The following is a 24612-nucleotide window of genomic DNA, read 5'->3' on the forward strand; positions in this document are numbered from 1 at the left end:
ACCTCCCTGGGGTATTTCCGGGCGATTTCGGCGGCCCGGAGTCAGCTGCGCAGCAGAAAGGCCAGCAGCCGTCCCACGGTCGCCTCCATGCCCTCCCCGCGCCCGGGAACGCGTGTCATCAGCAGGTGGTGGGTCGTGCCGACGAGCGCGAGCGCGAGGGTGGCGGGGTCGGCGTCGACAGGAAGCCGGCCGCCGCGCCGCTCCGCCTCCAGGTAGGCGGTGAAGGCCTGCTGGATCGCGTCGAACGCGGGCGCGCCGGACTGGAAGCCCTCTCGGGTGCGCAGGGCCGCTGCCGGGCGCGTCATCGCCAGTCCCACCACCGCGGGAGGCAGGGCGTCCATCAAGGCGAGGACGACTTCCCGCAGATTGTCCGCGACCGTGGCCTGTCCCGCCTTCGCTTCCAGCGCTTCGGCCTGGCGGGCGCTCCGCGCGAACCGGTCGAGGACCAGCTCGGCGACGAACCCGTCCAGGCCGGCGAAGTGCGTGTGCAGGACGCCCTTGGCGCAGTCCGCCTCCGCGGTGATGGCACGGCTGGTCAGGGCGGCGGCGCCGTCGCGGGCCACCACGCGCTCCGCGGCCGCGAACAGCCGCTCGCGCAGGTCGGGAATCGCTACTCCACGAGGTGACACAACAGCCCCTTTCCTCAAGCCCATTGCATGTATGGGCGCCTGCCCATACTGTTTGGGCACATGCCCATACTAGGGGCAGGGGCCACTTGCGCCCCGCGTCGGAGGGAGTCACCCATGGGTCAATTCGCCAACACCGCGCAGGCCGAGGCGTGGAACGGCTATGAGGGCGAGCAGTGGGCCCGCAGCCAGGAACGCTGGGATGCCGTCAACGACGGCTTCAACCAACCCCTCCTGGAAGCTGCGGCCATCTCGGAAGGCGATGCCGTGCTGGACGTCGGCTGCGGGGCCGGCCGCACCACCCGCCTCGCGGCCCGGCGCGCCGGGCACGGCCGGGCGCTCGGACTGGATCTGTCAGGCCCGATGCTGGAGAAGGCCCGCGACAGCGCCCTGCGCGAAGGGGTGGAGAACGTCTCCTTCCTTCAGGGCGACGCCCAAGTCCATCCCTTCGACGCCGAGGGGTTCGACGCGGTCATCAGCCGCTACGGCATGACCTTCTTCACCGACCCCGTCGCCGCGTTCACCAACCTTCACCGCGCGCTGCGGCCCGGCGGCCGACTGGCCTTCATCTGCGCGGCGGAAGCCGAGGCCAACGAGTGGCTGGCGGCGCTGGCCTCGCTCCAGGGCCTCCTGCCGCTGGGTGGCTTCGGCAAGCCCGGCGGCCCGGGTATGTTCTCGCTCACCGATCCCGACCGCCTCCGCTCCCTGCTCGCGGCGGCCGGATTCGCCGGTGTGGACGTGCAGCGGAGCGAGGTGCCGGGGAAGTGGGGTGTCGACGCGGCGGATGCCGCGGCGTTCCTGCTGGACTCCGGCCCCGGACGGCATCTGCTCGACCAGGTCGGCCCACCCGAGCAGGCTCAGGCGCGTGAGGCGCTGACGGCCGCGCTGTGCCGTCACGAGGCGGACGGCGCCGTGTGGCTGCGCAGCAGTTCCTGGTTGGTCACGGCCGTACGCGGCGGGGCAGCGCGGCGCTGACGGTCGCCCCGGGACGGCTTATGCGGCGCCGGGGCCGTCGAGGAACCGCAGCAGCACGGCGGCCTCCGCGCGCAGCCGCTCGGCCCGATCGGCATGCGCGGGCGCAGTCAACTGCGCCGCGGCCTCCAGCCGTTCGTCGGCCTCGGCGCGCACGACATCGACCACGGCACGTTCACTCAGCTCCCGCCGCGGTGCTTCGGTGGCGCCGGCGCCGACCGGCGCATACTCGAGGGCCACGCCGCGGAGCGCGGCCTCGTCCACGGGCACCGACTCGGCGTTGTCCAGCGCGGCAAGTGTCGAGCGCAGGGCACTCACCGCGACCTTGTCGCGGGCGCGCATCGCTTCCGGCAGTGCTTGACGCATACGAAGGCGTACAGACATGCCGATGACCCTATGGCCGTATCCGTGCACTCACAACGCGATACACGTGCGACACACATTTCCCGCCAACTGGGGTGCCGGTCCCTCGACAGGAACGCGACGATCCAGCGAAGGTAGGTCCCTCTGCGATGGGAGATCTTGTTCGCCATGGCCATTCACGGCATCTGCAGCGACCGGTTCAGCGCGGTACGGGAGGTGTTCGCCGACTCCCTGCGCAGCGGGGCGGATGTCGGTGCCTCGGTGGCGGTCCACCTCGACGGCGAACCCGTCGTCGACCTGTGGGGAGGGTATGCCGACCCGGCACGCACCCGGCCCTGGGAGCGCGACACCCTCACCAACGTGTGGTCCATGACGAAGACGATGACCGCACTGTGTGCCCTCGTCCTCGTCGACCGCGGTGAACTCGACCTGCGTGCGCCGGTCGGGAAGTACTGGCCCGAGTTCGGTACCGCAGGAAAGGACCACATCGAGATCCGGCACCTGCTCGGTCACACCGCCGGACTCCCCGACTGGGACCGGCCCATGACACTCGGCGACCTGTGCGACTGGGAGAAGGCCACCAGCCTGCTGGCCCGCCAGAAGCCCCGGTGGGTACCCGGTACGGCGTCCGGCTACCACCGGTTCACCCATGGCTTCCTCATCGGTGAGGTCATCCGCCGTATCTCCCAGCAGACCGTCGGGACGTTCTTCGCCGACCAGATCGCTGCCCCACTGGACGCCGATTTCCACATCGGCCTCCCAGCCGAAGACGACCTCCGGGTCTCCGAGGTCATCCCCGCACCCGGCCCCGCGCCCGAGGCCAACCCCCGCGTGACCATCCCGGTCGGGCCTTACGTGACCGCCCAGGACACCTGGACCCCCCAGTGGCACCGCGCCGAAATCCCTGCCGCAGCAGGCTACGGAAACGCACGATCCGTGGCCGCGATCCAATCCGTACTCACCTCCGGAGGCCGGACAGCCTCCACGCGCCTCCTGTCCGAAGCCACCTGCCGCGCGGTATTCGAAGAACAGTCCCACGGCATCGATCTCGTGCTCGGCATCCCCCTCCGCTTCGGCATCGGCTACGCCCTCAACGCCGACGACGCACCCGTCACCACAGCCAACGCCCACACGTCCTACTGGGGTGGCAGGGGCGGATCACTGATCGTCAACGACCACGACGCACGCATGACCATCACCTACGTGATGAACCAGATGAGCCACCTCGGCCTCACCGACCCACGCGGCCACAAGCTTCTCCGGAGCGCCTACGAAGCATTGACCCGCTGACCCCGGAATTCCTTGTCCAGGAAGAGTGCGTTCTTGGCGTGCGCGATAGATTCCTCCGATGCGGGGCCGCCGGGATTCTCGGTGGCCAGCGCCTGGTTGAGGGTGACGAAGGGACGCATCCGCTGCTCGTAGCGGGCATACGCGGTGCGGTGGTCGCCGTTGGCCCGGGCGAGGCAGTCGGCCAGCACATGGGCGCCTACGAGAGCCAGGCTGGTGCCCTGCCCCGAGAGGGGGGAAGGGCAGTAGCCGGCGTCTCCGAGCAGGGCCACCCGGCCTCGCGACCACTGCTCCATGCGGATCTGGGCCATGGCGTCGCAGTAGAAGTCCGGCGCGGTCCCGGCGGCCTCGGCCAGACGGGCCCCTTCCCACCGCATCGATGCGAGCTTGTCCACGACCAGCCGCCGGAGGGCGCCGCCCTCGCGGAGGTCATGGGCGAGAGGGGCGGACTCGAAGCCGAAGGCGATCCTGAGTTCGGTGTTGCCGCGTACGGGCATGATGCCGAAGCCCGTGTCGCCGTCCCGCAGCCACATCTGCCAGTCGTCCAGTCCGAGGAAGTTGTCCGCGCTGAACACCGAGAGGTAGCTGCCCAAGTGGTGGGCGAAACGCTCCTCCGGACCGAAGGCCAGGCGCCGTACGGCGGAGTGGAGGCCGTCGGCGCCGATCACGAGGTCGAAGACACGGGACGGCCCGTGCGCGAAGTCGACGCGCACGCCGGTCCCGCCCTCGTCGAGCGCGGTGATGCTGTCGCCGAAGAGGTACTCGACGCCTGCGCGCGTGTGTTCGTACACCATCCGTACCAGGTCCTCGCGCAGCACCTCGATGTCTTCGCTGTCGAGCCGGCCGCTGCTGAAGGTCGCCTCTGTGGAGCGGTCGACCTCGTGGCCGTCGGGGTCGAGGATCGACATGCCGCGCATCCGGGTGCGGACACTCCGTGCCTATTCCAGCAGGCCCATCCGCTCGACGACATCGAGGGCGACCCCCCGGATGTCCACGGCCTGGCCGCCGGGGCGTTGCCCCGGGGCGCGCTCGACGACGGTGGGCGCGAAGCCGTGGCGGCGCAACCAGTAGGCGAGGACAGGACCGGCGATGCCGCCGCCGGAGATGAGTACGGTCTGCATGAGAAGCTCCTTCAGGGCTCTGTACGGTGTACGCAACCTGAACGTACGCCGTACAGGCAACGCTCTCAACTGGCCGAATGCCCCGTCTGTACTAGGACAGACAGGCCCCATGCGACGTTGTCGCTGCTACCCTCTGCACTAGTACAGGACAGGAAGGCAGCAGGACGTGACGAGGGCCACAGATACAGTCGGGGAGCCGCCCTACCTGCGCATCGTCGCCGAGATCCGGCGGCGCATCGCGGACGGTGAACTCGCCCCCGGGGACCGGGTGCCCTCGACCCGGCAGATCGCCGGGGAATGGGGCGTCGCGCTCGCCACCGCCACCAAGGCCCTGACCACCCTGCGTCTGGGGGGACTTGTCGAGACCCGGCCACGGATCGGCACGGTCGTCGCCGGAACCGCCCCCGCCGCACCGGCGCGCAGGCGCCCGTCCCCCGTCCCCGAACCCGAGCAGGAACTGAGCCTCGACCGGATCGTCCGTACCGCCACGGAGATCGCCGACGCCGAAGGGCTCTCGGCGCTCTCCATGCGCGGCGTCGCGGCCCGGCTCGGCGTCGCGGCGATGTCGACCTACCGGTACGTCCCGAGCAAGGAAGACCTCGTCCTGCACATGGCCGATGCCGCGTTCGGCGAGCAGTCCTACCCCGCCGACGCCCCCGAGGATTGGCGTACCCGCATCGAGCTGGGCGCCCGGACCCTGTGGAGCCTGTACCGGAAGCACCCGTGGCTGGCGCAGCTCGGCTCTCTCACCCGTCCGTTGCTCGTACCCAATCTGATGGTCCACGGCGAGTGGATGCTCGGCGCCCTCGACGGACACGGCCTCGACCCCACCACGCTGTTCGACATGCATGTCCTGCTCTACAGCCATGTCCACGGCCTGGCGGGGCACCTCGAGATGGAAGCACACGCCGCGGCCTCCACAGGCCAGTCGGAAGACCAGTGGATGGACAGCCGCGCCCCCGCCCTCCAGGGACTGGTGGAATCCGGCCGCTTCCCGGCCTTCGCCAAGGTGGTCGGATCCTTCACCGACGGCTACGACCTGAATCTCGACGCGCTCTTCGAATTCGGCCTCAAGGCACTTCTCGACGGACTGACTTCCCTCATCGAAGGACAGGAAGCCGTCGCGTAGACACACTGGCATCCTGGCCGGGACTTCGTACCAGGGACGGCGACAGCAGGGTGGGAGGCAAGGTGACCGGCGGCACGGCGGGCTTCCCGGTGGCTACGGGAGACGAGGAGCCTGTCCCCGGGGGCCCCCACGAGCGTGCGGCCGCCGTCCGGCAAGCCGTTGACGCTCTTTTGCAGATCCGCCGCATGATGAACGGCGGAGCCGCCGATCCGACGGCCGTCCCGGCACCGTGGGAGCTGCTGCAACCCGTACGCGCGATCGCCCTCGCCCTGGAGGCAGCCGGCATCGCACCCTCCGCTGTGGACGCCGACGGCCGGCGTCTTTCCACCGGGTACGTCGTCCGCCGGGCAGAGCCGTCCCGGGCCACTCACCGCAGCGGCCGGCCCGAGGTGATGGCTCGCGTCGAATGGCTCGGCCCGCCAGGAAGCCGGGCTTCCCGGGAACAAGGGGACGCGCTTCAGCTCTGCACGCAGGCCCTCGGAAGGCTGGGCTGGGTCGCGCTGGAATACCGCGATTCCCGTCGGCACCGCTGGCTCGAGGTCGAACCGGCCTCCTGACGCACGGGGGCCACCCGTACCCAGTCCGGGGCGCGCCGAGTGGTGCGCCATCGTGGCGGGTTACGCGACGGATGGCGGGTGACCCCGCCGACGGCGGTCGTGAGGATGGTCGTCATGGATCCCGAACTCGAAGCCTTCATCCCGTTCCTGCCGGACCTCGACCTGAACGACCCGGTCACCGCGCGCAAGCACGTCGCCGAGCATGCTGCCGCGGTGCCGGCACCGGACACCTCGGCCATGGAGGTCGAGGACCGCACCGTGCCCGCCGATCCGGACGTAGCGATGCCGATCTACGCACGGCGGTGGGGGCGTCTTCGGCGACCTGGACATCGAGCGCCCGGTGGGCCACCGACCTTTCCGGCCTGCCACCGGCCTACATCGCCACCGCCGAGTTCTGTCCGAACCGCGACGAACGCCTACGCACTGCGCCTTCTCCAGGCCGGCGTGTCGGTCGAGCTGCACCAGTGGCCCGGCACCTTCCACGGGTCACAGGCGATACAGTCCGCCGCGGTCTCGCAGCGTCAGATCACCGACCTCGCCGCAGCCCTGCGCCGCGCGCCGGTCTAGCTCGTCGTGTTGTGCATCCCGAAGGCGTGAGGAGTCCCTCTCGTGCCTTCGGACTCATTGATCGTGAATCCCATGAAAGGCCGGATGACATGAAGATTCGACTGGTGTTCTGCGCAGGCATGGCCGCGCTGGTCGCTTGTGCGGGCACGGTGACGGCGGCTCCCGCGCCCGCCGGGGAACGGACCGTGCCGACCGGCGGCACAAGCCCGTCGGCCGGCTTCCGTCCGGCGGGGCTGAAGTCCGCCATGGACGGTGTCCACCGCGCGGGGGTACCGGGCGTGTACGGCGAGGTGCGCGACGCCGACCGGATATGGCGCGGCGCTTCCGGGGTCGCCGACGTCAGGACCGGCCGTCCCGTCGGACCCGACATGCGGCACCGCGTCGGCAGCGTCACCAAGACCTTCACCGCCGCCGCCGTCATGCAGCAGGTCGAACGGGGCCGGATCCGGCTCGATGCGCCGATCGGTGGCTATCTGCCGCATCTGGTGCCGGGGGAACGCGGCCGGAAGATCACGGTCCGGATGCTGCTCAACCACACCAGCGGCATCCCCGATTACATCCCCTACGCGTTCCCGTCCCTCAAGGCGTTCCCTTCCCTGCCGGACGTCTCGCCCAAGAGCCTGGACGACAACCGCTTCAGGCAGTTCCATCCCGCGGAGCTGATCGAGCTGGGGCTCGCGGCGCCTCCCACCGGCGAGCCCGGGGGCCCCAAGGGGGTGTACTCCAACACCAATTACCTGCTCCTCGGCCAACTCCTGGAGCGAGTGACCGGTACCCCGGCCGAGGAGTACATCACCCGGAACGTCATCGAGCGTGCCGGGCTCCGGCACACCGCGTTCCCGACCGGGCCGCGCATCGAGGGACCGCACTCGCGGATGTACGAGGCCTTCTACGGCCTGATCGACCCGCCGCGCGACTACAGCGTCTACAACATGTCCTGGACGGGCACGGGCGCCGCTCTCGTATCGACCATGGAGGATCTCAACCGCTTCTACGGCAAACTGCTCGACGGCACGGTCGTCAACCGGTCCACGCTGGCGCAGATGCAGCGCACGATCCCGGTCATCGCCCTGGACGGATCGACGATCGAGTACGGCCTCGGCCTGCACAAGGTCACCAGGCCGGGCTGCGGCATCTTCTGGGGCCACGACGGAACGGTCTGGGGGTCCGGAACGATGTCCCTGACCCGGGCCGACGGCAAGCGTCAGATGTCCGTCGCGGTCAACCTCCAGAGGTGGAACAAGCCGGACTCCTCGGGGAAGCCGCAGCCCCACCCCATCGACTACGCGCTGTCGACGCTGTACCAGCAAGCGATGTGCGGTACCGACGCCCAGGACGGGAATGCCACCTGACGCCCCCCGGGGGGACGGTCAGGCGGCACGGCAGAGCGCCGCAGGGCCGGTCGGGGCCGAGGCGCGGGCGACGGTCGCATTCACGGGACAGACCGTGGCCACGGCCTGCGAGCGGGTCCGCGCGAAGACAACGAGGCGCAGCACCACGAACCGCGCGACACCGGCGAGTGCGGAGGCGGACAGGTAGACGACCTGCTCGAGCACCGCACCGGGTGCCGCCACCAGCTGGTGCAGAGCGAGCATCGCGATGCAGGTCACCACGTACGCGGCCGCCGCGGACCCGGCCGACTGCGCGTGCTGGTGCCAGGTCGCGCGCCCGCCCCCGCCGAAGGTGAAGCGGGCGTGCAACTCGGTGGCGAGGAGCGTGGAGACCACGGTGATCAGGGCGTTGGCCAGGACCCAGGGAATCCAGGAGGCGAGGGCCGCCACGGCGAAGCTGGAGGCGAGGCCCACCCCGCCGCCGCAGAGCACGAAGCGGGCGAAGGCGGTGAAGGCGCCGGGCGCCGCTTGCTGTTTGCTCTGTGCTGTCTCCATGATCCCGCCCCCTTCCGATGATTCATCCCGCGAAATGCGCACCTCTGGCGCCATCATGGTGCACGCATGGCGCCAATGCGAGCCATTTATAGCGCCACGCATGGACGCCGTAGGCGCCCCGGCCCGGCCGTGTCCATGTCGTCTCGGTTACTTCGGGTCGCGGTTGAAAACCGCCTTCGACCAGAAGTAGCCGAGCACCGTGAGGCCCAGGCACCAGGCGACCGCGAGCCACCCGTTGTGGCCGATCTCGGTGCCGAGCAGCAGCCCGCGCAGGGTCTCGATGGCGGGTGTGAAGGGCTGGTACTCGGCGATCGGCCGGAACCAGCCCGGCATCGCGTCGACCGGGACGAAGGCGCTCGAGATGAGCGGCAGGACGATCAGCGGCAGTGCGTTGTTGCTGGCCGCCTCGGCGTTCGGGCTGACCATGCCCATCCCGACCGCGATCCAGGTGAGTGCCAGGGCCACCAGGGCCATCAGTCCGAAGGCCGCCAGCCACTCCAGGGGCGTGGCGCCGGTGGACCGGAAGCCGATGGCCACGGCCACGGCGCCCACGAGCACCACACTGGCGATCGACTGCAGCACGCTGCCGATGACGTGCCCGATGAGCACCGAGCCGCGGTGGATCGCCATCGTGCGGAAGCGGGCGATGATGCCCTCGGTCATGTCGTTGGAGACGGACACGGCGGTGCCGACCACGGTGCCTCCGATGGTCATCAGCAAGATGCCCGGCACGACGTAGGCGACGTACTCGGAGCGGTCCGCGCCACCTCCCATACCCGCGCTCATCACATCGCCGAAGACGTAGACGAAGAGCAGCAGCAGGATGATCGGTGTGAGCAGGAGGTTGAGGGTGAGGGAGGGGTAGCGGCGCGCGTGCAGGAGGTTGCGGCGCAGCATGGTGGACGAGTCGCGCAGGGAGAGGGTGAGGGAGCTCATCGGACTGCTTCCTTGGCCTGGTGCGGCTGGTTCGGCTGGTTCGGTTGGTTGGTGGCGGTGAGGGCGAAGAAGACGTCGTCGAGGTCGGGGGTGTGGACGGTGAGTTCGTCGGCCTCGATGCCGGCGGAGTCCAGCCAGTCGAGGAGGGAGCGCAGTTCGCGCTGGCTGCCGTCGCTGGGGATCTGCAGCGCCTGGGCCTCGTCGTCGCGGGTGACCTCGCGCAGGGCGGTGGCGGCGGAGCGGTAGGCGGCCGGGTCGGCGAACCGCAGCCGCACGTGCCCGCCGGGAATCAGGCGCTTGAGCTCGTCGGCGGTGCCCTCGGCGGCGATCCGGCCGCCGTTCAGCACCGCGATCCGGTCGGCGAGTTCGTCGGCCTCCTCCAGATACTGGGTGGTGAGGAAGACGGTGACGCCGTCGGAGACCAGCTCGCGGATGATCTGCCACATGTTGTGGCGCGAGCGCGGGTCGAGGCCGGTGGTCGGCTCGTCGAGGAAAATGATCCGCGGATCACCGACCAGCGTCATCGCGATGTCCAGGCGGCGCTTCATACCGCCGGAGTAGGTGGAGGCGGGCTTCTTCGCCGCCTCCACCAGGTCGAAGCGCTCCAGCAGCTCAGCGGCGACCCGCCGCCCCTCCCGCTTCGACAGATGGTGCAGATCCGCCATGAGGAGCATGTTCTCCTCCCCCGTGATCAGCCCGTCCACCGCCGAGAACTGACCGGTGACACCGATCGCGGCACGCACACCGTCCGGTGACGTGGTGACGTCGTGGCCCGCGACCTGGGCCTGTCCGCCGTCGGCGGTGATGAGCGTGGAGAGGATCTTCACGACGGTGGTCTTGCCGGCGCCGTTCGGGCCGAGCAGCGCGAAGACCGAACCGGCCGGGATACGCAGATCGATGCCGTCGAGGACGGTCTTGTCACCGTAGGACTTGCGCAGACCGACGGCGGAGACAGCGGCCGGTGACGGCCGACCGTCACCCAAACTGGATGTGGGCATGACAAAAGAAGGCATGGAGCCCTCCATTCGAAGGCTGAAGTACGGGGAAGGCGGGGCCGGTTGAGGAGGTGGTGCTCAGGCCTTGGCGCGGCGGATGTCGATATGGCCGTACCGGGTACGGGCGCGGACCTCGACGGTGTCCTCGGTCGACGCCGGGGCCTCGGACGCGGTGAGCGTGTTGCGCACCTGGCCGGAGCCCGAGTGGGCGTCGAGCCAGGCGGCCGTGCCCTCGCGGATGCCGACCTCGATGGAACCGTAGGAGGTCTCCAGCTGTACGGCCCCGCGGGCCACTTCACCTACCCGCAGGGTGCCGTGGGCGGTGGTGGCGGTGACCGAGCCCTCGGCGCGCACGATGTCGATGTCGCCGTTGGCACCACTCACCCGCAGCTCACCGGTCGCGACGCCGACGGTCGTGGAGCCGTGCGAGTTCTTCAGGACGGCGGGGCCGTCGACGAGGCCGAGGCGCAGGCTGCCGGAGCTGGTGGTGATCTCGGCCGTGCCCTCGACCCGGTCCACGGCGATCGAGCCGTGGGAGGCGGTCAGCTTCAGCGGGCCGGTGATGTCGAGACGGGCGTCACCGGAGGAGGTCTTCACGCGGACCTCGCCGAGCCGGCCCTCGCTGTGCACCTGGGTCCAGGCGCCGATCACCTCGGCGCGTGAGCCCGTGGGCAGTTCGACCGTCACGTCGACGACGCCGGTGCGGCCGAGACCGAACACGGGCTTGGGCGTCCTGACGGTCAGGACGCCGCTCGCGTACGTGACCTCGGTCTGGTCGGCCGTCCGCACGTCCCGGTCCTTCTTCGGGTTGCGGGGCCGCACCTCGATGACGGTGTCGAGGCGGTCGCCCGCGATGAACTGAATGGAACCGGCCTCCACGTGCGCCGTGGCCGAGATCGGTTCGGGAGTGTCGTAAGAAGGCATGGCTGTCCCGTCCTCATGAGTCTTTGGCTCGTCCCCGCTGGTGGGACGTGGGGTGAAGTGGTGCGGGTGCAGTGGTGCGGGTGGGGCCCGTGACTAACGCACCCAGCCCGTGATGCTCTGTCCGATGGTCTGGGCCTTCTCCGTCGCACGGGGCCGGGAGCCCCCGTCCACCGCGGCCGACACGGCGCGCACCAGCCACGCGTTGACCGACAGGCCCTCACGGCTCGCGGCCTCCTCGGCGCGGGCCTTGAGGTGGGCCGGCAGACGCAGATTGACGCGGGCGGTGCCCCCCTCGTCGCCTTCGGCCGGGGCCGATGCCTTGAACGGTTCGACGGGCGCGGCCGGTCCCGCGGGGGCGCCGCCGTCGGTGGGCGGCAGTGTCACCACGAAGTCGGGGTCCAGCCCGCGCAGCCGTACGTCGACCGAGCCGGGGGCGAGCTCGCGGGTGATCTCGTCCATCGCCGCGGAGAGCACATTGAGCATGGTCAGCCGGGTCGCCGACTCCAGAGGAGCGGTGAGCCGATCGGCCAGCTCGCGGGCTTCGTCGCCGCCGGCCTCGGCAGCCACCGCGAGTTCGCGGCGGAGGGTGTCGACATACGGGGTGAGGTCCATGACGTCATCATGGCACCATGATGGCACCACGCGCAAGCCCGGGCGGCGCCCCGTGCGGGCGAGTTCAGGGGCGGCCCGCCTTGGCTGCGGAAATGCGGCGTGGACGATCCAAGCCGTTGCGGCACCATGGGCACTCAGGCGCCATCGAGGGTCACGGATTGGCACTAGGTGGCACCGAATGGCACCACATGACACCAGAGGCCTCGGCCATCGGTAGAACGACCGATGTGCCGGAATGACCGTGGACCCTACGTTGGCCGCATGCACTCACCGAACACGCCCCAGCCGATCGACACCGGCGACGCTCCCGAGATCACACACGTCCTGGCCCGTGCTTTCGCGGACGACCCGATGATGCTGTGGCTCTTCCCCGACGAAGACGGGCGTGAGGGCCGTCTCGCCCAGTGGTTCGACGTCATGCTCACCCACAAGTACGGTCCGCTCGGTCACTGCGAGCACACCGACGCGGCAGCAGCCTTCTGGACACCGCCCGGCACGGCCGAGCAGCACCCGGACGAGGGGACGCTGGCCCGCATCAACGGGCTGTTGGGCGAGCACGTGGCCCGGCTGGGAGAAATGCTGGAGCTGGTCGGCAAGGCAGCACCCCAGGAGCCGCACTGGTATCTGGCAGTGCTCGGCGCCGACCCGGCGGTCCAGGGCCACGGCCACGGCGCTGCCCTGCTGCGTTCGGGCCTGGCCAAGGCGGACGCGGCCGGGCTGCCGACACACCTCGAATCGTCGAAGCAGACCAACATCGGCTTCTACGAGCGCTTCGGATTCACCGTGCGGGGCGAGATCCACGTACCCGGGGGCGGCCCGACGCTCTGGTCGATGTGGCGGGAGGCGCGCGGCGACGTTCGCCGGTAGTCCCGGCACGGCCTGCGGGCGTACGCCGGTGGGCCGGCGTTTCCCATGGAAGCGCCGGCCCACCGTGGCCCTCATCTTCCCGCCCGACGTCACATCAGACGGCCCTTGTCGGCTGCCCGCAGGGTTATCCGAACTGGCCGGGCTGGTAGTCGCCGGCGGGCATCTGGAGCATGACGTTCCCGCGGTTGAAGGCGTTGATGACGGTGATGACACCCACCAGGGCGCCGAGCTGGTCCTCGTCGTAGTACCGGGCGGCGTTCGCCCAGACCTCGTCCGGGACGCCGCCCGCCGCATCGGCGATGCGAGTGGCCTCCTCCGCCAGTTCCAGCGCCGCGCGCTCGGCCTCGGTGAACACCGTGGCCTCCCGCCAGGCCGCGACCAGGTTGAGGCGTTCCGCGGACTCTCCGGCGTGCACGGCGTCCTTGAAGTGCATGTCGGTGCAGAAGCCGCAGCCATTGATCTGGCTGGCGCGGAGCTTGACCAGCTCCTGCGTCGAAGCCGGCAGGGTCGACTCCTCGAGCACCTTGTTCGCGGCGATGATGTGCTTGAAGACCTTGCCCAGGACCGGGTTGGTGAAGGGGTTCAGACGTGCTTCCACGATGCGCTCCATTGCCTTGTCCGACGGTTACACACCTTCGACGAGGCAGCTCAGCGAGATGTGACATGGACGCATTGCGACCTGCGTCACTCCGCAGCGGAAACTGCGGCGGTGCGTGCCCGGCGGCATGCCGCCGGCTTGGCATCCGGCACCCCCTACCGCAGAGCGGCCTCCACGAGCCCCTGGATCTCCTCCACCGGCACCTGCCCTCCGCCGACCAGCCGGTCGAAGACGAGACCGTCCACGCAGGCCAGCAGCGTGAGGGTCCGCCCGTCCGCGTCCTCGACGCCTCGATCGGCCAGGAAGTCGCGCACGGCATCGCGAGCGGCGTTCTCCCGTGGCACGAGGATCTCCCGCAGTTCCGGATGACGCGCGCTCTCCACAGCGCAGGCGTACCGCGCGAGCGACCGCTCGCGCCCGTCCCCCGTCAGACGCGTCTCGACGAACGCGGCGATCCCGGCTGCCAGCTCATCGGCGCTCCGGGGCCTCGGCTGCTCCTCCCCGAGGCCTTGCAGTTCGCCTTGGTCACGGTCGACAAGGCGCCGCACCAGTGCCGCGAGCAGCGCCTGACGTGTGCGGTAGTACGCGGATGTGGTGCCCGGTGGCATACCGGCGGCCCGGTCCACGGCGCGGTGCGTCAGCCCCCGCATCCCTTCCCCGGCGAGAACTTGGATAGCCGCATCGGCAAGCACGGTACGTCGGTCTGTGGTCACACCCCTTTCTACACCTGTAGAGCGTGTGCACTACCCTCCTTCTACATCTGTAGAAGCACGGCTGCAGGCACGGGAGGGGCTCGGTATGGGCAACAAGGCAGTGGTGGTCGGGGGCGGCATCGGCGGGCTGGCCACAGCGATCGGCCTGCGCCGGATCGGCTGGGAGGTGACGGTCCTGGAACGCGCCCGGGTCCTCGACGACGCGGGAGCGGGCATCTCCCTGCACGCCAACGGCATCCGCGCGCTGGACGCCCTGGGCGTCGGCGCCACGGTGCGCGCGGCTGCCCGCCCGCAGTACACCGGGGCCACGCGGACTCCCCGTGGCCGTTGTCTGGCACGGATGGACGGCAGGGCATTGGAGCGCGCGCTCGGCACGCCGATCGTCGGCATTCCGCGCGCCGTGCTGCACCGGCTGCTCCGTGACGCGCTACCGCCCGAGTCCCTGGTGGCCGGCGCGGAGGCGGTGTCCGTCGACCGTTCCGTCCCGGAGCAGCCGCGAGTGCGTCTGGAGAGCGCCGAGCTCGACGCGGACCTGGTCGTGGGCGCCGACGGCGTCAACAGCCGACTGCGCGCCCAGCTGTTCCCGGACCATCCCGGCCCCGCCTACAGCGGATCGACCGTGTTGCGCGCCATCACCGAGGGTCCCTTGGCGATGGACTCCGACTTCGAGCTGACCTGGGGCCGCGGTGCCGAGTTCGGCCACATCGCCTTCGCGGACGGCCGAGCGGAGTGGCACGCCGTCCTCAACGCCCCTGAGGGCGCCCGTTTTCCCGACCCCCTGGCGGAAGTGCGCCGCCGGTGCGGCGGCTGGCACGCACCGATTCCCGCGTTGCTCGCAGTGACCAGGCCCGAGGCCGTGCTGCACCATGACATCAAGGAGCTGGTCGTCCCCGTGCCCGCCTATGCCGTGGGCCGCGTCGTCCTCCTCGGGGACGCCGCCCACGCGATGACGCCCAACCTCGGCCAGGGCGCCTGCCAGGCAATGGAGGACGCTGCCGTGCTGACCGCCGCGCTCGCCACCGAGTCCACCGTCGAAGCGGCGCTGGCGCGCTACGACACCGAACGCCGCCCCCGCAGCCAGGCGGTCGCCCGCGCGGCCCGTCAGGCGGGCCGGATGGGCCAGCAGCTGTCCCATCCGGCAGCCGTCACCCTGCGCAATGCCGCGATGCGGCTGGCTCCGTCAGGCGTGACCATCCGCGCCATCCTGCGTCACGCCGACTGGACGCCGCCGGTGCTGCGCTGACCGTGTGACGATTGCCGGTGGTGAACCGTGAGGTCATCGAGCGAACGGGCCGTCGGTGCCGAACGAGATCCGTGCGAAGTTCTCACCGATGCGCCGGTGTCCCTCGGGGCAGGGGTGGATCTCGTCGGGCAGCGGCAGCTCGGCGTAGTCGCTCTCGCCGTAGAGGTCGCGGCCGTCGAGGTAGTGCAGGTTCGGGTCGTCGGCGGAGCGCGCCGTGACGATCCGGGCGAGCTCGTCGCGGATGACGCGCAGCGTCAGACGTCCGGTGGCGACGTCGGCCGGGTCGCCGGTGGCCGTGAACGTGAGCGTGCCGCCGGTGAAGTCCGGGGCCAGGGGGCCGGGGGTGTCCTCCTGGACCGGGCACCAGGTGGGAGAGACCACCAGGAGCGGTGTGGTGGGGTGGCCCTCGCGGATGGTGTCGAGGAAGCCGTGCACGGCGGGGGTGAAGGCGCGCAGGCGCATCACGTCGGCATTGACGAGGTTGATGCCGATCTTGGCGCTGATCACGTCCGCAGGGGTGTCACGGATGGTGCGGGCGGTGAAGGGGTCGAGGAGGGCGCTGCCGCCGAAGCCGAGACTGACCAGCTCGACACCTGCTCGGTGAGCGGCGAGGGCGGGCCAGGTGCCGGTGGGACGGGTGGCGTTCGAGCCGTGACTGATGCTGCTGCCGTGGTGCAGCCACACCCGCCGCCCGGAATCGTGGGCAGGGTGGACGGGGGCGTCGCTGCGCAGGGCGATCAGCTCGGTGATCTCCGTGTGCGGCAGCCATATCTCGATGTTCTTCATGCCCGGGGGCAGGGTGGTGAAGCGTGCGGTGCCGGGCTCACCGTCGTGGAGCTCGGCGGCCCCGGTGGACATGTCGATCTGAAGGAGCTTGCCGCCGCTCACGGTTGTCTGCGCGGTGAGGCTGCCGTCCACCAGCAGGTCGTACACGCCGTCGGCCGGCGCGGGCATGCCATGGTAAGCGCGTTTGGTCGGCAGCGTCTCCAGCTCGATGACCGTGGCCTCCGTGCGGAAGGCCAGGCGTACGCCGGAGGGTTGGGCCTCGGCCATGGCGAGCCGGCCGTCGGGGATCTGCCGACGGGCCCGGGCGGGAAGGCGGTGCGGGAGCAGACCGCGCTCGGTGCGCTCGGTGTCCAGGGCGCCGCGCAGCATGCCGGGGGTGATGGGCGTCAGTATCACGGGGTGGTCCAGGTGCGGAGAAGGCGGTCGAGGGAATCGATGGTCCAGGTCCACGACTCACCGGGACCAGGGGTGCTGTGGGCGAAGGAGCCGGCGAGCTCCAGGGCGGTGAAGCCGTGGAAGACGGCCCCGAGCAGACGGACCGCGTGGGTCTGTTCGGGCTCGGGCAGGTCGTAGCCGCGCAGCACGGCCCGCATCATCTGCGCGTGGCGCACCCCGGCACTGGCGGCCGCGGTCTGCGGGTCGAGCTGATGGCGGGCGGCCTCGTAGCGGCCCGGGTGCCGGCGGGCGTAGTCGCGATACACGGTGGCGAACGCGGCCAGGGCGTCCTTCCCGGAGCGCCCTGCCACCGCGTCGGCGGCCCGGTCGGCCATCTCCTCCAGAGCGAGCAGGCAGATGCGGGTCTTCAGGTCCTGCGCGTTCGCCACGTGGGCGTACAGGCTCTGGACCTTGACGCCGACGTGCCGGGCGAGGGCCGAAGGGGTCACCTGGTCGAAGCCGATCCGGTCGGCGAGTTCGGCGCCGGACCGGGTCAGCGTGGCCGGAGTCAGTCCTGCTCTGGCCATGTGGGTGCTCTCCTCCGCTCTGGCGAATACCATCATGCATTTACCTGAAGGCTTCAGGCAAATGCATTTCGTGATCACCTCGGCGCCGGCCGACCGGACGGCACGAGCGTGCGGCGGGTACGTGTGCGGATGGCGGGCAGGGAGTCGGCCGGCAGGCCGGTGACGATCCCCGGCCTCTCACTGCCCGGGGACAGCGAGGCCGGGGCGTCCGAGCCGGGCCGTCTCCTCGGCGCTGAGGACGAGGTCGGCGGCGGCCGCGGAGTCGCGGATCGACGCCGCGCGGCGCGCGCCCGGGATGGGGACGACGGCCGGGGACAGGGCCAGCAGCCAGGCGAGGCAGACCCGTTGCGGGCTCACGCCGCGCTCACGGGCGACCTCGTGGAACGGCTCGTACGTCGCGTGTGCCGTACGTCGATCGTCCGCCACGGGGCCCTCCAGGACGCTTCTGGAGATGCCTCCGAGCGGGCTCCACGGCAGGAACGCCACCCCGAGTTCCTCACACAGCCGCAGCTCGGGGGCGCTGTCGCGGACCGCCGGGGAGAAGCGGTTCTGTACGGATGCCAGGCGGCCGCCGAGTACGGCGTGGGCCTCGCGGATCTGCTCGGTGCCGACGTTGGAGATGCCGGCCGCACGGATCCTGCCCGCGTCGAGGAGTTCGGCGAGGGCGCCGACGGACTCGGCCCACGGGACCCGCGGGTCGGGCTTGTGGAGCTGGTAGAGGCCGAGCGTGTCGACGCCGAGGCGTCGGCGTGAGGCGTCGCAGGCGTTCTTGAGGTGGTCGGGCGTGCCGGTCACGGTCCAGGAACCGTCGCCGGGTCTGCCGCGCCCGCCCTTGGTGGCGACCAGGACCGATCCGGTGTCGCCGCCGTAGCGGGTCAGGGCGCGGGCGACGAGCGACTCGTTGTGTCCGGTTTCGCCCGCGTGCCAGTGGTAGGAGTCGGCGGTGTCGATGAGGGTGACTCCGGCGTCGAGGGCCGCGTGGATCGTGGTGATGGCCGCGTCCTCGTCTGGCCTGCCTTCGACGGACAGCGGCATGGCGCCGAGGCCGATCGCGCTGACGTGGACATCACCCAGGCGGCGTGCGCGCATGAGGGAAACCTCTCTGTACTCGGGTGGGGTGGTGGGATAGCGGCTTCGGCGCTTCAGGCCATCAGTGCTTCAGTGCTTCAGCGCGGCGATCTGCTCGGAGATGGCGCCCGGCAGCCAGTCGGCCGTGTCCGAGAAGCGGAAGCCGAGCCTTTCGGCTCGGGAGTTGTCCATGCCGTAGTAGCGGTCGAAGGCGAACGGCGATGCCTCGCTCCCCGGCTCGACCGTGCGGTAGGCCGCCGCGCGGGTGCCTTGTCCGGCGATGCGCGCGCAGAGGTCGGTCACGTCGAGTTCGCCGTGGGAGCGGGCGTTGACGGGGCCGAGGAAGTCCGCGCCCGCCGTCCAGACCAGGAAGTCCGCGATCTCGTGTTCGCCGATGAACGAGGACGGGTGGTTCACGCGGTGGATGTCGACGGGCCTTCCGGTACGGACGCGCTCGACGTAGTGGCGCAGCCTGCCGGTGAAGTCGGCGTCGCCGCCGCCCAGGACGTGTCCGGACCGGACGGCGACGAAGGGGAACGCCGGGTCCCGCGCGAACTCCGCTTCCGCCTGGCGCTTGCCCTCGCCGTAGTGCCGGTTCCGGAACTCCCCTTCGTTCCAGGGAAGTTCGTGGCGGACGGGCCAGGAGGTGGGATCGATCGCCTCCTCGGGGACCCCGCTGCCCGGCGTTGCCGGGTCGATGGCGTCGGAGGAGGCCGGGTCGTAGACCTCGATGGTCGAGGTCATGACGTAGCGCGGGGTGCGGTCGTGAAAGACGCGGCGGGCGACGGCGGCCTGCCGGGGTGTGTTGCAGACCTGGTCGATGACCGCGTCGAAGGTGCGGTTCCCCAGCGCCGCACCCAGAGCGCTCTCGTCGTCGCGGTCGGCGATCACGTGGTCGACGCCGGGCGGCGGGGCCGACGAGCCACGGTTGACGACCGTCACCCGCGCCCCCGCGTCCCGGAGCCGCAGCACCACGTGCCTGCCGAAGTAGCGGCTGCCGCCGATGACGCCCACATGCTTCATGTGTCCTCTTCCCGGAGTGCTCGTCTTGCTGTGTGCACGAGCCTGACGGAATGCGATCATCAGCAGAAGTGGTGACTTGCTTAACCCGTATGAAGGGCGACTGATGATCGATGTCCAGCGGCTCCGTACGCTCCGCGAGGTCGCCCGGAGCGGCAGTTTCAACAAGGCCGCGGCCGCCCTGCTGCTCACACCGTCCGCCGTCTCCCAGCAGATCGCCGCACTGGAAAGGACACTCGGCGCCCAGGTCGTCGAGCGCAGCACGCGGGGTGTTTCCCTGACCGAGCCGGGGCGGCTCCTCGTCGAGGCCGCCGAGGCGATCTCGGCGGAGTTGTCGCATGCCCGGGAGCAGATCGACCGGCTGGCGACGGGGCGCACGAAGCTGACCGTGGCGACGTTCACCAGTGGTGGTCACCGGCTGCTGCCGCCGGTGCTGACCCGCTTCGTCGCCGAGCACCCCGAGGTGGAACTGACCGTGCTGCAGAAGGAGCCGGAGCACAGCCTGCCGCTGGTGCGCGAGGGGCGGGCCGACATCGCGCTCGCCTATCACTTCGACGGCCCGCTGCCGGTCCGGCCCGGTGACCGGTCCGGGCTGGACTGGGTGCCGCTGATGGACGACCCGATGTCGGCCGTGCTGCCGGTGGGGCACCGCCTCGCCGGCCGGGCGAGCCTGGACCTGGCCGAACTCGTGCGGGAGCGCTGGGTGATGGGATGCATGAGGGCCCAGGCCTTCATGCACCGCTATGCCGAACTCGCCGGCTCGGAGTTGCGTGTCTCGGCCGCCACCACCGACTTCTTCTTCGCGCAGACCCTGGTGGCCGCGGGTGTCGGCGTCTCCCTCGTCCCGCGGATCGCCCTGGATCCGTCGGTCAGCGGTGTGGTCGTCATCCCCATCGACCCGCCGCGCCCCGCACGCTACATCGGCGTGGCCACCGCCTCCCGGCATCGCGCCCGGCCCCAGCCGCACGTCGAGGCGTTGCTGTCCGCCCTGGTCGGGTCGGTGCCGTAGCCGCGGGCAAGTCACGGTCCGGCAGCGCGCATCACATCAGGGTCAGGAGCGCGGCATCTCCTTTTCGCGCGCCTCCACTCCCGCATCTGCGCCGGACGCCTCGTCCGGTGCGCGGCCGGCGCCGCGGAGCCGGTCCATCTCCCGCCATTCGGGGCGCAGCCCGGCCAGGCTGGTCGTGAGGAAGTACGCCGCACCGCCCGCCACGAGCACCGGTACGAGGCCGAACGAGGCCACCGCCGCCCCGGCCAGCAGACCGCCGAGGGGAATGCCCGCCCAGGCCAGCGAGCCACCCAGGGCCCGGACCCGGCCCAGCAGTTGGCGTGGTACGCGTTCGAAGGAGATCGCTCCGAGAATGGGGTTGAGGAATCCGCCGCCGAAGCCGCCGACGGCGAAGACCGCCAACACCGCCCACATCGGCGCGCCGGAGGCGAGGACCAGGAACCGTGGTGCGCCGACGATCAGGAAGCCGGCGAAGAACACCAGCCGGCGGCGCAGCCGGTGGGCCACGGCGGCCGCGACGAGGCTGCCGAGGACCGCGGTGACGCCGGCGACGCTGCTGATCAGTCCGATCGCGGCGGGGCCACCGCCGGACTCCTTGGCCCAGACCGGTACGAGGACGGTCATGAAGGCCGCATCGAGCAGATTGGTGATGCCGACCGTGACGATGATGGTGAGCAACAGGGGTTCACCGCGCAGGAAGGTGAAGCCCTCGCCGAAGCGCCGCCAGTAGCCCGGCCCCTTCCCGCCTTCCGGCGTGGCGGGCGACTCGGCGGCGTGCCCCATGCCACGGGGCAGGGCCAGCCCGACGATCACCGAACCCAGGGCGAAACAGGCGGCGTTGACCAAAAGGCCCGCTTGCGGGCCGAGCAGGGCCACCAGCGCGCCGCCCGCCGCCGGGCCGACGGTGGAGGCGAGCCGTTCGGTCACACCGGAGATTCCGGTGGCCCGTTCCAGGGGGACCGCGCTGCGTTCGGCCGCCTCCGGGACCATGATGTCCTTGGCCAGATCACCGGGGCCGCGCACCGCCCCGATGACGGCCACCAGGACCAGCAACAGCCAGAAGGGCAGCAGGTCCACGGCGTACAGCAGGGGAACGAGGCCCGCGGCGACCGCACTGAGCGAGTCGGTGGTCCAGGAGACGACGCGCGGGCCGACGCGGTCGACGAGCGGCCCGGTGAGTGCCTTGGCGACCACGTACGGGGTCATTTCGCAGAACGCGACGAGGCCGGTCCGGGTGGCGCTGCCGGTGGTGACGAGCACGAACCACGGCAGGGCGATGGCCGAGACCCGGGTGCCGGTCAGCGATACGACGGTGGCGGCGAGCACCGCGGCCAGCGGCCGGATACTGCGCCGGCCGGATATGCCTCCCGCCCACCGGACTGCCTTGGTCACGGCGTCTCCCCTGCCGACTCGGCGGCGGCGTCCACCTCGGGCAGGATGTGTGTGATCAGTACGACGCGTTCGGCGCCTTCCGGCGCACCGGATCCCGCTTCGGGCGCGTCCCGGCGGTAGCGGTTGACGACGGCTCTCAGCTCCTCCCCCAGGCTCGCGGCCTCCTCGGGAGTGAGCCGCAGGGACCAGTCGCTCAGGTTGAGGTTGTCCCGCCAGGGGCGCGGCATGACCTCCAGCGCGTCCAGTGTCAGCCGGGCACGCTGCGCATGGGCGTCGGCCACCGACCGCCGGTAGGCCGTCATGGCCTCGGGTTCGCAGTCGGCAAGGCCCTTGTCGGTCAGCCAGGTGCCCTGGTGCACGGCCCGCCACCAGCGCTCCCGCGCGTTGCCGCAGTCGGTGTCCTCCTCGACGAATCCGGCGGCGCCGAGCTGTCTCAGGTGATAGCTGGTCACTCCCGAGCCCAGGCCCAGCCGTTCGGCGAGGCGGGTGGCCGTCGACGGACCGTATGCGCGCAGCAGTCCGACCAACTGCACGCGCACCGGGTGGGCCATGGCGCGCAGGCCCTTGGCGTCCAGGACCACGTGAGTCTCGGGGTGCGGGCCGTCCGCCCGCTCTCGCTCTTCCCTACTGACTTCTGCCATGCCGATCACCCTAAACCGCCAAGAGTTCTTCGCAAACACTTCTTCGCGAAGAACTCTTCGCAGTTTCGGGTGATCTCCCGCCGGCACGCCCCGAGCTGCGAAGGGCCCCCGGCTGGGCAAGGCTGGGCGGCGTGACCCGCACCCGCGCGGACCGCGGGCGACACGGAGAAAGGCAGTGACATGAGCGGCAGCAACCAGTCCCTCAAGGGCAAGGTCGTCCTGGTCGGCGCCGGGGCGAAGAACCTGGGCGGCCTCATCAGCCGCACCGTCGCCGACCAGGGCGCGAACGTGGTCGTGCACTACCACTCGGACGGCACCAAGGACGACGCGGTGGCCACCGCGAAGGCGGTCGAGGCGGCCGGCGGACAGGCGGAGACGATCCAGGGCGACCTGACCAAAGTGGACGTCGTGGAGGATCTGTTCACCACCGCCAAGGAGCGGTTCGGCGGGATCGACGTGGCGGTCAACACCTCCGGGATGGTGCTGCGCAAGCCGATCATGGAGACGACCGAAGCCGAGTACGACCGGATGGCGGGCGTGAACGCCAAGGCCGCGTACTTCTTCATCCGCGAGGCGGGGAAGCACCTCAACGACAACGGCAAGGTCATCACCATCGTCACATCACTGCTGGCGGCCTTCACCGACGGCTATTCCACCTACGCGGGCTGCAAGGCCCCCGTCGAGCACTTCACCCGGGCGGCGGCCAAGGAGTTCGCCCCGCGCGGCATCTCCGTGAACAACATCGCCCCCGGTCCGATGGACACCCCCTTCTTCTACGGGCAGGAGACGCCCGAGCGCGTCGAGTTCCACAAATCCCAGGCCATGGCCAACCAGCTCACCAAGATCGAGGACATCGCGCCGATCGTGACCTTTCTGGCCACCGACGGCTGGTGGATCACCGGCCAGACCCTCTTCGCCAACGGCGGCTACACGACGCGGTAGCGCGCGAGGGCACGTCCCTAGCGGACGGCTTCGTACGCGCCCAGGGCGATCCTGGCGAAGTTCCGCAGCGACTGCGTGCCCGGCGCGAAGTAGCCCGAGTGGCCGTGGGCGCCGGCGGAGGAGACGACCCGGGCGCCGAACTCCGCCGAGGTGGGGTCGGCTCCGTGGCCGAGACCCAGCAGCCGGACGTTGGGGATGTTGCCGATCCAGTCCCCGCTGTCACGGCGGACCGCCCAGACCCGGGCCCCCGTGCGCAGGTCGGCCGCGGAGTCGGCGCGGACGCCGGGGCTGCCGAGGACGACGAGGTCGGCCGCCTCGGCGCGGTCGAGGTTGGGGGCGGCCAGGCCGCAGACGACCGAGCCGTAGCTGTGGCAGAACACCGCGGGCGCGGTGGAACCGAGGGCCGCGAGCCCGCCGAGGAAGCGGTCCAGGCGCGGTGCGCCCGCCTTCGCGAGACGGCCGGTTGCGGCGTCCAGTCCGACGCCGACGGGGGTGGTGTACCCGGCCCAGGCGATCACGGCGGTCGGGACACCGGGCGCCTGACGGGCCATCTCGGCCCGCAGCGAGGCGGCCATCCCGGCCGGGGCGCCGTACCGGTCGTGCGTGCGGTCGAAGGAGGCGAGGTCGATGTCCGAGCCGGGCACGACGACCGCCGTGCGCTTCGCCGCCGCCCAGTCGCCGTAGACCTCGGCGACCTGGCCGCGGCCGCGCGGGTCGAAGGCGAGGATCTGCCGGCCCGGGGCGAGGAGCCGCGCGTAGCGGTCCGCCAGCTCGCCGGCGCGCAGCCGCTCGTACTTCGCGAGTCCGGGGTCGGCGGCCCGGGCGCGCTCCTTGGCGCGCTCGGCCGCGATCGCCCGGGCGTTGGCCGCGTAGCGCAGCGCCACGGGCGCGCCGTCGAGGTTGCCGACGACCAGCGGGTGGCGGACGGCGAGTTCGGTGCGCCGCGCTTCGGTCAGGGAGGCGAAGAAGCGGGCGACGTCGGCGGGGGCGGCGGTCGCGGGGTCGGGCAGCGGGCGGTGCAGGGCGTCGTCCGCGCGCCAGGCGGCGGTACCGGCCGGCGGGCCGGTGACAGCGGTCTGCTCGCTGCCGGTGGCCCAGCCCGCCGTGCCCGCGACGACCGTCGTGGCGAGCGCGACGGCGGCCAGTGTGCGCTTGAAGCGGCGCATGGATGACTCTCCCTCTTCCGGTGCTGCGGAGGAGGGAAAGGTAGGAAGAGGACGGCTGACACCGCGTCACACCCCGGAGCCAAACCGGGGGTGATACCCGAGTAGGGGGTGGGGCAGGTGTGACGCCATACCGGGCAGTGGACGCCGCCGCGCGCTACCGGTGCGGACGCCGCCGCGTGCACTACGGGCAGCGGGTGCCCGTAGTGCACGCGGCCTGGGAACCCGGTGGC

Annotated in this window: 26 protein-coding genes and 1 pseudogene; 10 read left to right on the top strand and 17 right to left on the bottom strand. The window is 71.0% G+C overall.

Features of this window, described 5'->3' with window-relative positions; genetic code table 11:
- Positions 1–41: 41 nt before the first annotated feature.
- Entirely contained in the window at positions 42–629 is a 588-nt protein-coding gene (locus JO379_RS04980; RefSeq protein WP_209514090.1) for a TetR family transcriptional regulator, read from the bottom strand.
- Positions 630–743: 114 nt separating this feature from the next.
- Here JO379_RS04980 and JO379_RS04985 point away from each other — a divergent pair, with 114 nt between their 5' ends.
- On the top strand, positions 744–1601 hold the full coding sequence (locus tag JO379_RS04985) for a class I SAM-dependent methyltransferase (RefSeq protein WP_209514092.1): 858 nt from the start codon (positions 744–746) through the stop codon (positions 1599–1601).
- Positions 1602–1619: 18 nt separating this feature from the next.
- On the opposite strand, the gene JO379_RS04990 is transcribed toward JO379_RS04985, so the two are convergent.
- Entirely contained in the window at positions 1620–1940 is a 321-nt protein-coding gene (locus JO379_RS04990) for a GatB/YqeY domain-containing protein (protein ID WP_242625936.1), read from the bottom strand.
- A 189-nt stretch (positions 1941–2129) separates the two neighbouring features.
- On the opposite strand from JO379_RS04990, the gene JO379_RS04995 reads away from it, so the two are divergent.
- Positions 2130–3251, top strand: a complete 1122-nt coding sequence (locus JO379_RS04995) for a serine hydrolase domain-containing protein (RefSeq protein WP_209514094.1) — start codon at positions 2130–2132, stop codon at positions 3249–3251.
- Here JO379_RS04995 and JO379_RS05000 read toward each other — a convergent pair.
- A pseudogene (locus tag JO379_RS05000) lies at positions 3230–4369 on the bottom strand (FAD-dependent monooxygenase). The gene JO379_RS04995 and the pseudogene JO379_RS05000 sit on opposite strands and share 22 nt — an antisense overlap.
- 166 nt (positions 4370–4535) lie before the next feature.
- Here JO379_RS05000 and JO379_RS05005 point away from each other — a divergent pair.
- From JO379_RS05005 to JO379_RS05020, 4 genes are all read left to right on the top strand, one after another.
- Positions 4536–5498, top strand: coding sequence for a TetR/AcrR family transcriptional regulator C-terminal domain-containing protein (locus JO379_RS05005; RefSeq protein WP_209514096.1), 963 nt, complete (start codon positions 4536–4538; stop codon positions 5496–5498).
- A gap of 185 nt (positions 5499–5683) precedes the next feature.
- On the top strand, positions 5684–6055 hold the full coding sequence (locus JO379_RS05010; RefSeq protein WP_245381383.1) for a hypothetical protein: 372 nt from the start codon (positions 5684–5686) through the stop codon (positions 6053–6055).
- Positions 6056–6169: 114 nt separating this feature from the next.
- Positions 6170–6622: an alpha/beta hydrolase family protein gene (locus JO379_RS05015; RefSeq protein WP_242625922.1), complete on the top strand. Its 453-nt coding sequence runs from the start codon at positions 6170–6172 to the stop codon at positions 6620–6622.
- A 245-nt stretch (positions 6623–6867) separates the two neighbouring features.
- The gene (locus JO379_RS05020) at positions 6868–7974 is read left to right on the top strand and encodes a serine hydrolase domain-containing protein (protein ID WP_242625937.1); all 1107 of its coding nucleotides are present in this window, start codon (positions 6868–6870) and stop codon (positions 7972–7974) included.
- A gap of 18 nt (positions 7975–7992) precedes the next feature.
- Here the strand turns inward: JO379_RS05020 and JO379_RS05025 are convergent, their stop codons facing one another.
- The 5 genes from JO379_RS05025 to JO379_RS05045 all read right to left on the bottom strand — a co-directional run bounded on the left by JO379_RS05025 (position 7993) and on the right by JO379_RS05045 (position 11975).
- On the bottom strand, positions 7993–8508 hold the full coding sequence (locus JO379_RS05025; RefSeq protein WP_209514098.1) for a GtrA domain-containing protein: 516 nt from the start codon (positions 8506–8508) through the stop codon (positions 7993–7995).
- Between the two features lie 147 nt (positions 8509–8655).
- The gene (locus JO379_RS05030) at positions 8656–9444 is read right to left on the bottom strand and encodes an ABC transporter permease (RefSeq protein WP_130876515.1); all 789 of its coding nucleotides are present in this window, start codon (positions 9442–9444) and stop codon (positions 8656–8658) included.
- Complete coding sequence (locus JO379_RS05035) at positions 9441–10457, bottom strand: ATP-binding cassette domain-containing protein (protein ID WP_372449051.1); 1017 nt, start codon at positions 10455–10457, stop codon at positions 9441–9443. Before JO379_RS05035 ends, JO379_RS05030 begins: the two co-directional genes overlap by 4 nt.
- A 60-nt stretch (positions 10458–10517) precedes the next feature.
- Positions 10518–11363, bottom strand: a complete 846-nt coding sequence (locus JO379_RS05040) for a DUF4097 family beta strand repeat-containing protein (RefSeq protein WP_209514100.1) — start codon at positions 11361–11363, stop codon at positions 10518–10520.
- Positions 11364–11456: 93 nt separating this feature from the next.
- Positions 11457–11975 (bottom strand): toxin-antitoxin system HicB family antitoxin, encoded by a 519-nt coding sequence (locus tag JO379_RS05045; protein ID WP_130876518.1) that lies wholly within the window; start codon positions 11973–11975, stop codon positions 11457–11459.
- 261 nt (positions 11976–12236) lie between these two features.
- Here JO379_RS05045 and JO379_RS05050 point away from each other — a divergent pair, with 261 nt between their 5' ends.
- Positions 12237–12842, top strand: coding sequence for a GNAT family N-acetyltransferase (locus JO379_RS05050; protein ID WP_130876519.1), 606 nt, complete (start codon positions 12237–12239; stop codon positions 12840–12842).
- 124 nt (positions 12843–12966) lie between these two features.
- Here JO379_RS05050 and JO379_RS05055 read toward each other — a convergent pair whose 3' ends face one another.
- Together JO379_RS05055 and JO379_RS05060 are read right to left on the bottom strand one after the other, a co-directional pair.
- Positions 12967–13440, bottom strand: a complete 474-nt coding sequence (locus tag JO379_RS05055; RefSeq protein WP_130876520.1) for a carboxymuconolactone decarboxylase family protein — start codon at positions 13438–13440, stop codon at positions 12967–12969.
- Positions 13441–13595: 155 nt separating this feature from the next.
- Positions 13596–14153: a TetR/AcrR family transcriptional regulator gene (locus JO379_RS05060; RefSeq protein WP_130876521.1), complete on the bottom strand. Its 558-nt coding sequence runs from the start codon at positions 14151–14153 to the stop codon at positions 13596–13598.
- A gap of 85 nt (positions 14154–14238) precedes the next feature.
- Between JO379_RS05060 and JO379_RS05065 the strand changes: the two genes are divergently transcribed.
- Positions 14239–15396, top strand: a complete 1158-nt coding sequence (locus JO379_RS05065; RefSeq protein WP_130876522.1) for an FAD-dependent monooxygenase — start codon at positions 14239–14241, stop codon at positions 15394–15396.
- 33 nt (positions 15397–15429) lie between these two features.
- On the opposite strand, the gene JO379_RS05070 is transcribed toward JO379_RS05065, so the two are convergent.
- The 4 genes from JO379_RS05070 to JO379_RS05085 form a co-directional block, all read right to left on the bottom strand.
- Positions 15430–16551: a GDSL-type esterase/lipase family protein gene (locus JO379_RS05070; protein WP_209518530.1), complete on the bottom strand. Its 1122-nt coding sequence runs from the start codon at positions 16549–16551 to the stop codon at positions 15430–15432.
- Between the two features lie 23 nt (positions 16552–16574).
- Entirely contained in the window at positions 16575–17144 is a 570-nt protein-coding gene (locus JO379_RS05075) for a TetR/AcrR family transcriptional regulator (RefSeq protein ID WP_130876523.1), read from the bottom strand.
- A gap of 177 nt (positions 17145–17321) precedes the next feature.
- Entirely contained in the window at positions 17322–18233 is a 912-nt protein-coding gene (locus JO379_RS05080) for an aldo/keto reductase (protein WP_209514103.1), read from the bottom strand.
- 69 nt (positions 18234–18302) lie between these two features.
- Positions 18303–19235 (bottom strand): NAD-dependent epimerase/dehydratase family protein, encoded by a 933-nt coding sequence (locus tag JO379_RS05085; RefSeq protein ID WP_209514105.1) that lies wholly within the window; start codon positions 19233–19235, stop codon positions 18303–18305.
- Positions 19236–19338: 103 nt separating this feature from the next.
- On the opposite strand from JO379_RS05085, the gene JO379_RS05090 reads away from it, so the two are divergent.
- Complete coding sequence (locus tag JO379_RS05090; protein ID WP_130876526.1) at positions 19339–20241, top strand: LysR family transcriptional regulator; 903 nt, start codon at positions 19339–19341, stop codon at positions 20239–20241.
- 42 nt (positions 20242–20283) lie between these two features.
- Here the strand turns inward: JO379_RS05090 and JO379_RS05095 are convergent, their stop codons facing one another.
- On the bottom strand, positions 20284–21633 hold the full coding sequence (locus tag JO379_RS05095) for an MFS transporter (RefSeq protein WP_209514107.1): 1350 nt from the start codon (positions 21631–21633) through the stop codon (positions 20284–20286).
- Positions 21630–22274 carry a helix-turn-helix domain-containing protein gene (locus JO379_RS05100; RefSeq protein ID WP_209514110.1) on the bottom strand — a complete coding sequence of 215 codons (645 nt, stop codon included), beginning with the start codon at positions 22272–22274 and terminating at the stop codon, positions 21630–21632. The genes JO379_RS05095 and JO379_RS05100 overlap by 4 nt, the downstream gene beginning before the upstream one ends.
- 180 nt (positions 22275–22454) lie before the next feature.
- Between JO379_RS05100 and JO379_RS05105 the strand changes: the two genes are divergently transcribed.
- Positions 22455–23216, top strand: a complete 762-nt coding sequence (locus tag JO379_RS05105) for an SDR family oxidoreductase (protein ID WP_130876529.1) — start codon at positions 22455–22457, stop codon at positions 23214–23216.
- A gap of 17 nt (positions 23217–23233) precedes the next feature.
- Here JO379_RS05105 and JO379_RS05110 read toward each other — a convergent pair whose 3' ends face one another.
- A complete protein-coding gene (locus JO379_RS05110; protein WP_209514112.1) occupies positions 23234–24382 on the bottom strand; it encodes an alpha/beta hydrolase in 1149 nt (382 codons plus the stop codon).
- Between the last annotated feature and the right edge of the window lie 230 nt (positions 24383–24612).

The sequence above is a fragment of the Streptomyces syringium genome, from assembly GCF_017876625.1.
Lineage (GTDB): Bacteria > Actinomycetota > Actinomycetes > Streptomycetales > Streptomycetaceae > Streptomyces > Streptomyces syringius.

Coding starts and splice junctions, on each gene's coding strand:
- JO379_RS04985 (WP_209514092.1), top strand. CDS start 744: ATGGGTCAATTCGCCAACACCGCGCAGGCCGAGGCGTGGAACGGCTAT.
- JO379_RS04990 (WP_242625936.1), bottom strand. CDS start 1,940: ATGCGCGCCCGCGACAAGGTCGCGGTGAGTGCCCTGCGCTCGACACTT.
- JO379_RS04995 (WP_209514094.1), top strand. CDS start 2,130: ATGGCCATTCACGGCATCTGCAGCGACCGGTTCAGCGCGGTACGGGAG.
- JO379_RS05010 (WP_245381383.1), top strand. CDS start 5,684: ATGATGAACGGCGGAGCCGCCGATCCGACGGCCGTCCCGGCACCGTGG.
- JO379_RS05015 (WP_242625922.1), top strand. CDS start 6,170: ATGGATCCCGAACTCGAAGCCTTCATCCCGTTCCTGCCGGACCTCGAC.
- JO379_RS05020 (WP_242625937.1), top strand. CDS start 6,868: ATGGACGGTGTCCACCGCGCGGGGGTACCGGGCGTGTACGGCGAGGTG.
- JO379_RS05025 (WP_209514098.1), bottom strand. CDS start 8,508: ATGGAGACAGCACAGAGCAAACAGCAAGCGGCGCCCGGCGCCTTCACC.
- JO379_RS05030 (WP_130876515.1), bottom strand. CDS start 9,444: ATGAGCTCCCTCACCCTCTCCCTGCGCGACTCGTCCACCATGCTGCGC.
- JO379_RS05035 (WP_372449051.1), bottom strand. CDS start 10,457: ATGCCTTCTTTTGTCATGCCCACATCCAGTTTGGGTGACGGTCGGCCG.
- JO379_RS05040 (WP_209514100.1), bottom strand. CDS start 11,363: ATGCCTTCTTACGACACTCCCGAACCGATCTCGGCCACGGCGCACGTG.
- JO379_RS05045 (WP_130876518.1), bottom strand. CDS start 11,975: ATGGACCTCACCCCGTATGTCGACACCCTCCGCCGCGAACTCGCGGTG.
- JO379_RS05050 (WP_130876519.1), top strand. CDS start 12,237: ATGCACTCACCGAACACGCCCCAGCCGATCGACACCGGCGACGCTCCC.
- JO379_RS05065 (WP_130876522.1), top strand. CDS start 14,239: ATGGGCAACAAGGCAGTGGTGGTCGGGGGCGGCATCGGCGGGCTGGCC.
- JO379_RS05070 (WP_209518530.1), bottom strand. CDS start 16,551: ATGCTGCGCGGCGCCCTGGACACCGAGCGCACCGAGCGCGGTCTGCTC.
- JO379_RS05075 (WP_130876523.1), bottom strand. CDS start 17,144: ATGGCCAGAGCAGGACTGACTCCGGCCACGCTGACCCGGTCCGGCGCC.
- JO379_RS05080 (WP_209514103.1), bottom strand. CDS start 18,233: ATGCGCGCACGCCGCCTGGGTGATGTCCACGTCAGCGCGATCGGCCTC.
- JO379_RS05085 (WP_209514105.1), bottom strand. CDS start 19,235: ATGAAGCATGTGGGCGTCATCGGCGGCAGCCGCTACTTCGGCAGGCAC.
- JO379_RS05090 (WP_130876526.1), top strand. CDS start 19,339: ATGATCGATGTCCAGCGGCTCCGTACGCTCCGCGAGGTCGCCCGGAGC.
- JO379_RS05100 (WP_209514110.1), bottom strand. CDS start 22,274: ATGGCAGAAGTCAGTAGGGAAGAGCGAGAGCGGGCGGACGGCCCGCAC.
- JO379_RS05105 (WP_130876529.1), top strand. CDS start 22,455: ATGAGCGGCAGCAACCAGTCCCTCAAGGGCAAGGTCGTCCTGGTCGGC.
- JO379_RS05110 (WP_209514112.1), bottom strand. CDS start 24,382: ATGCGCCGCTTCAAGCGCACACTGGCCGCCGTCGCGCTCGCCACGACG.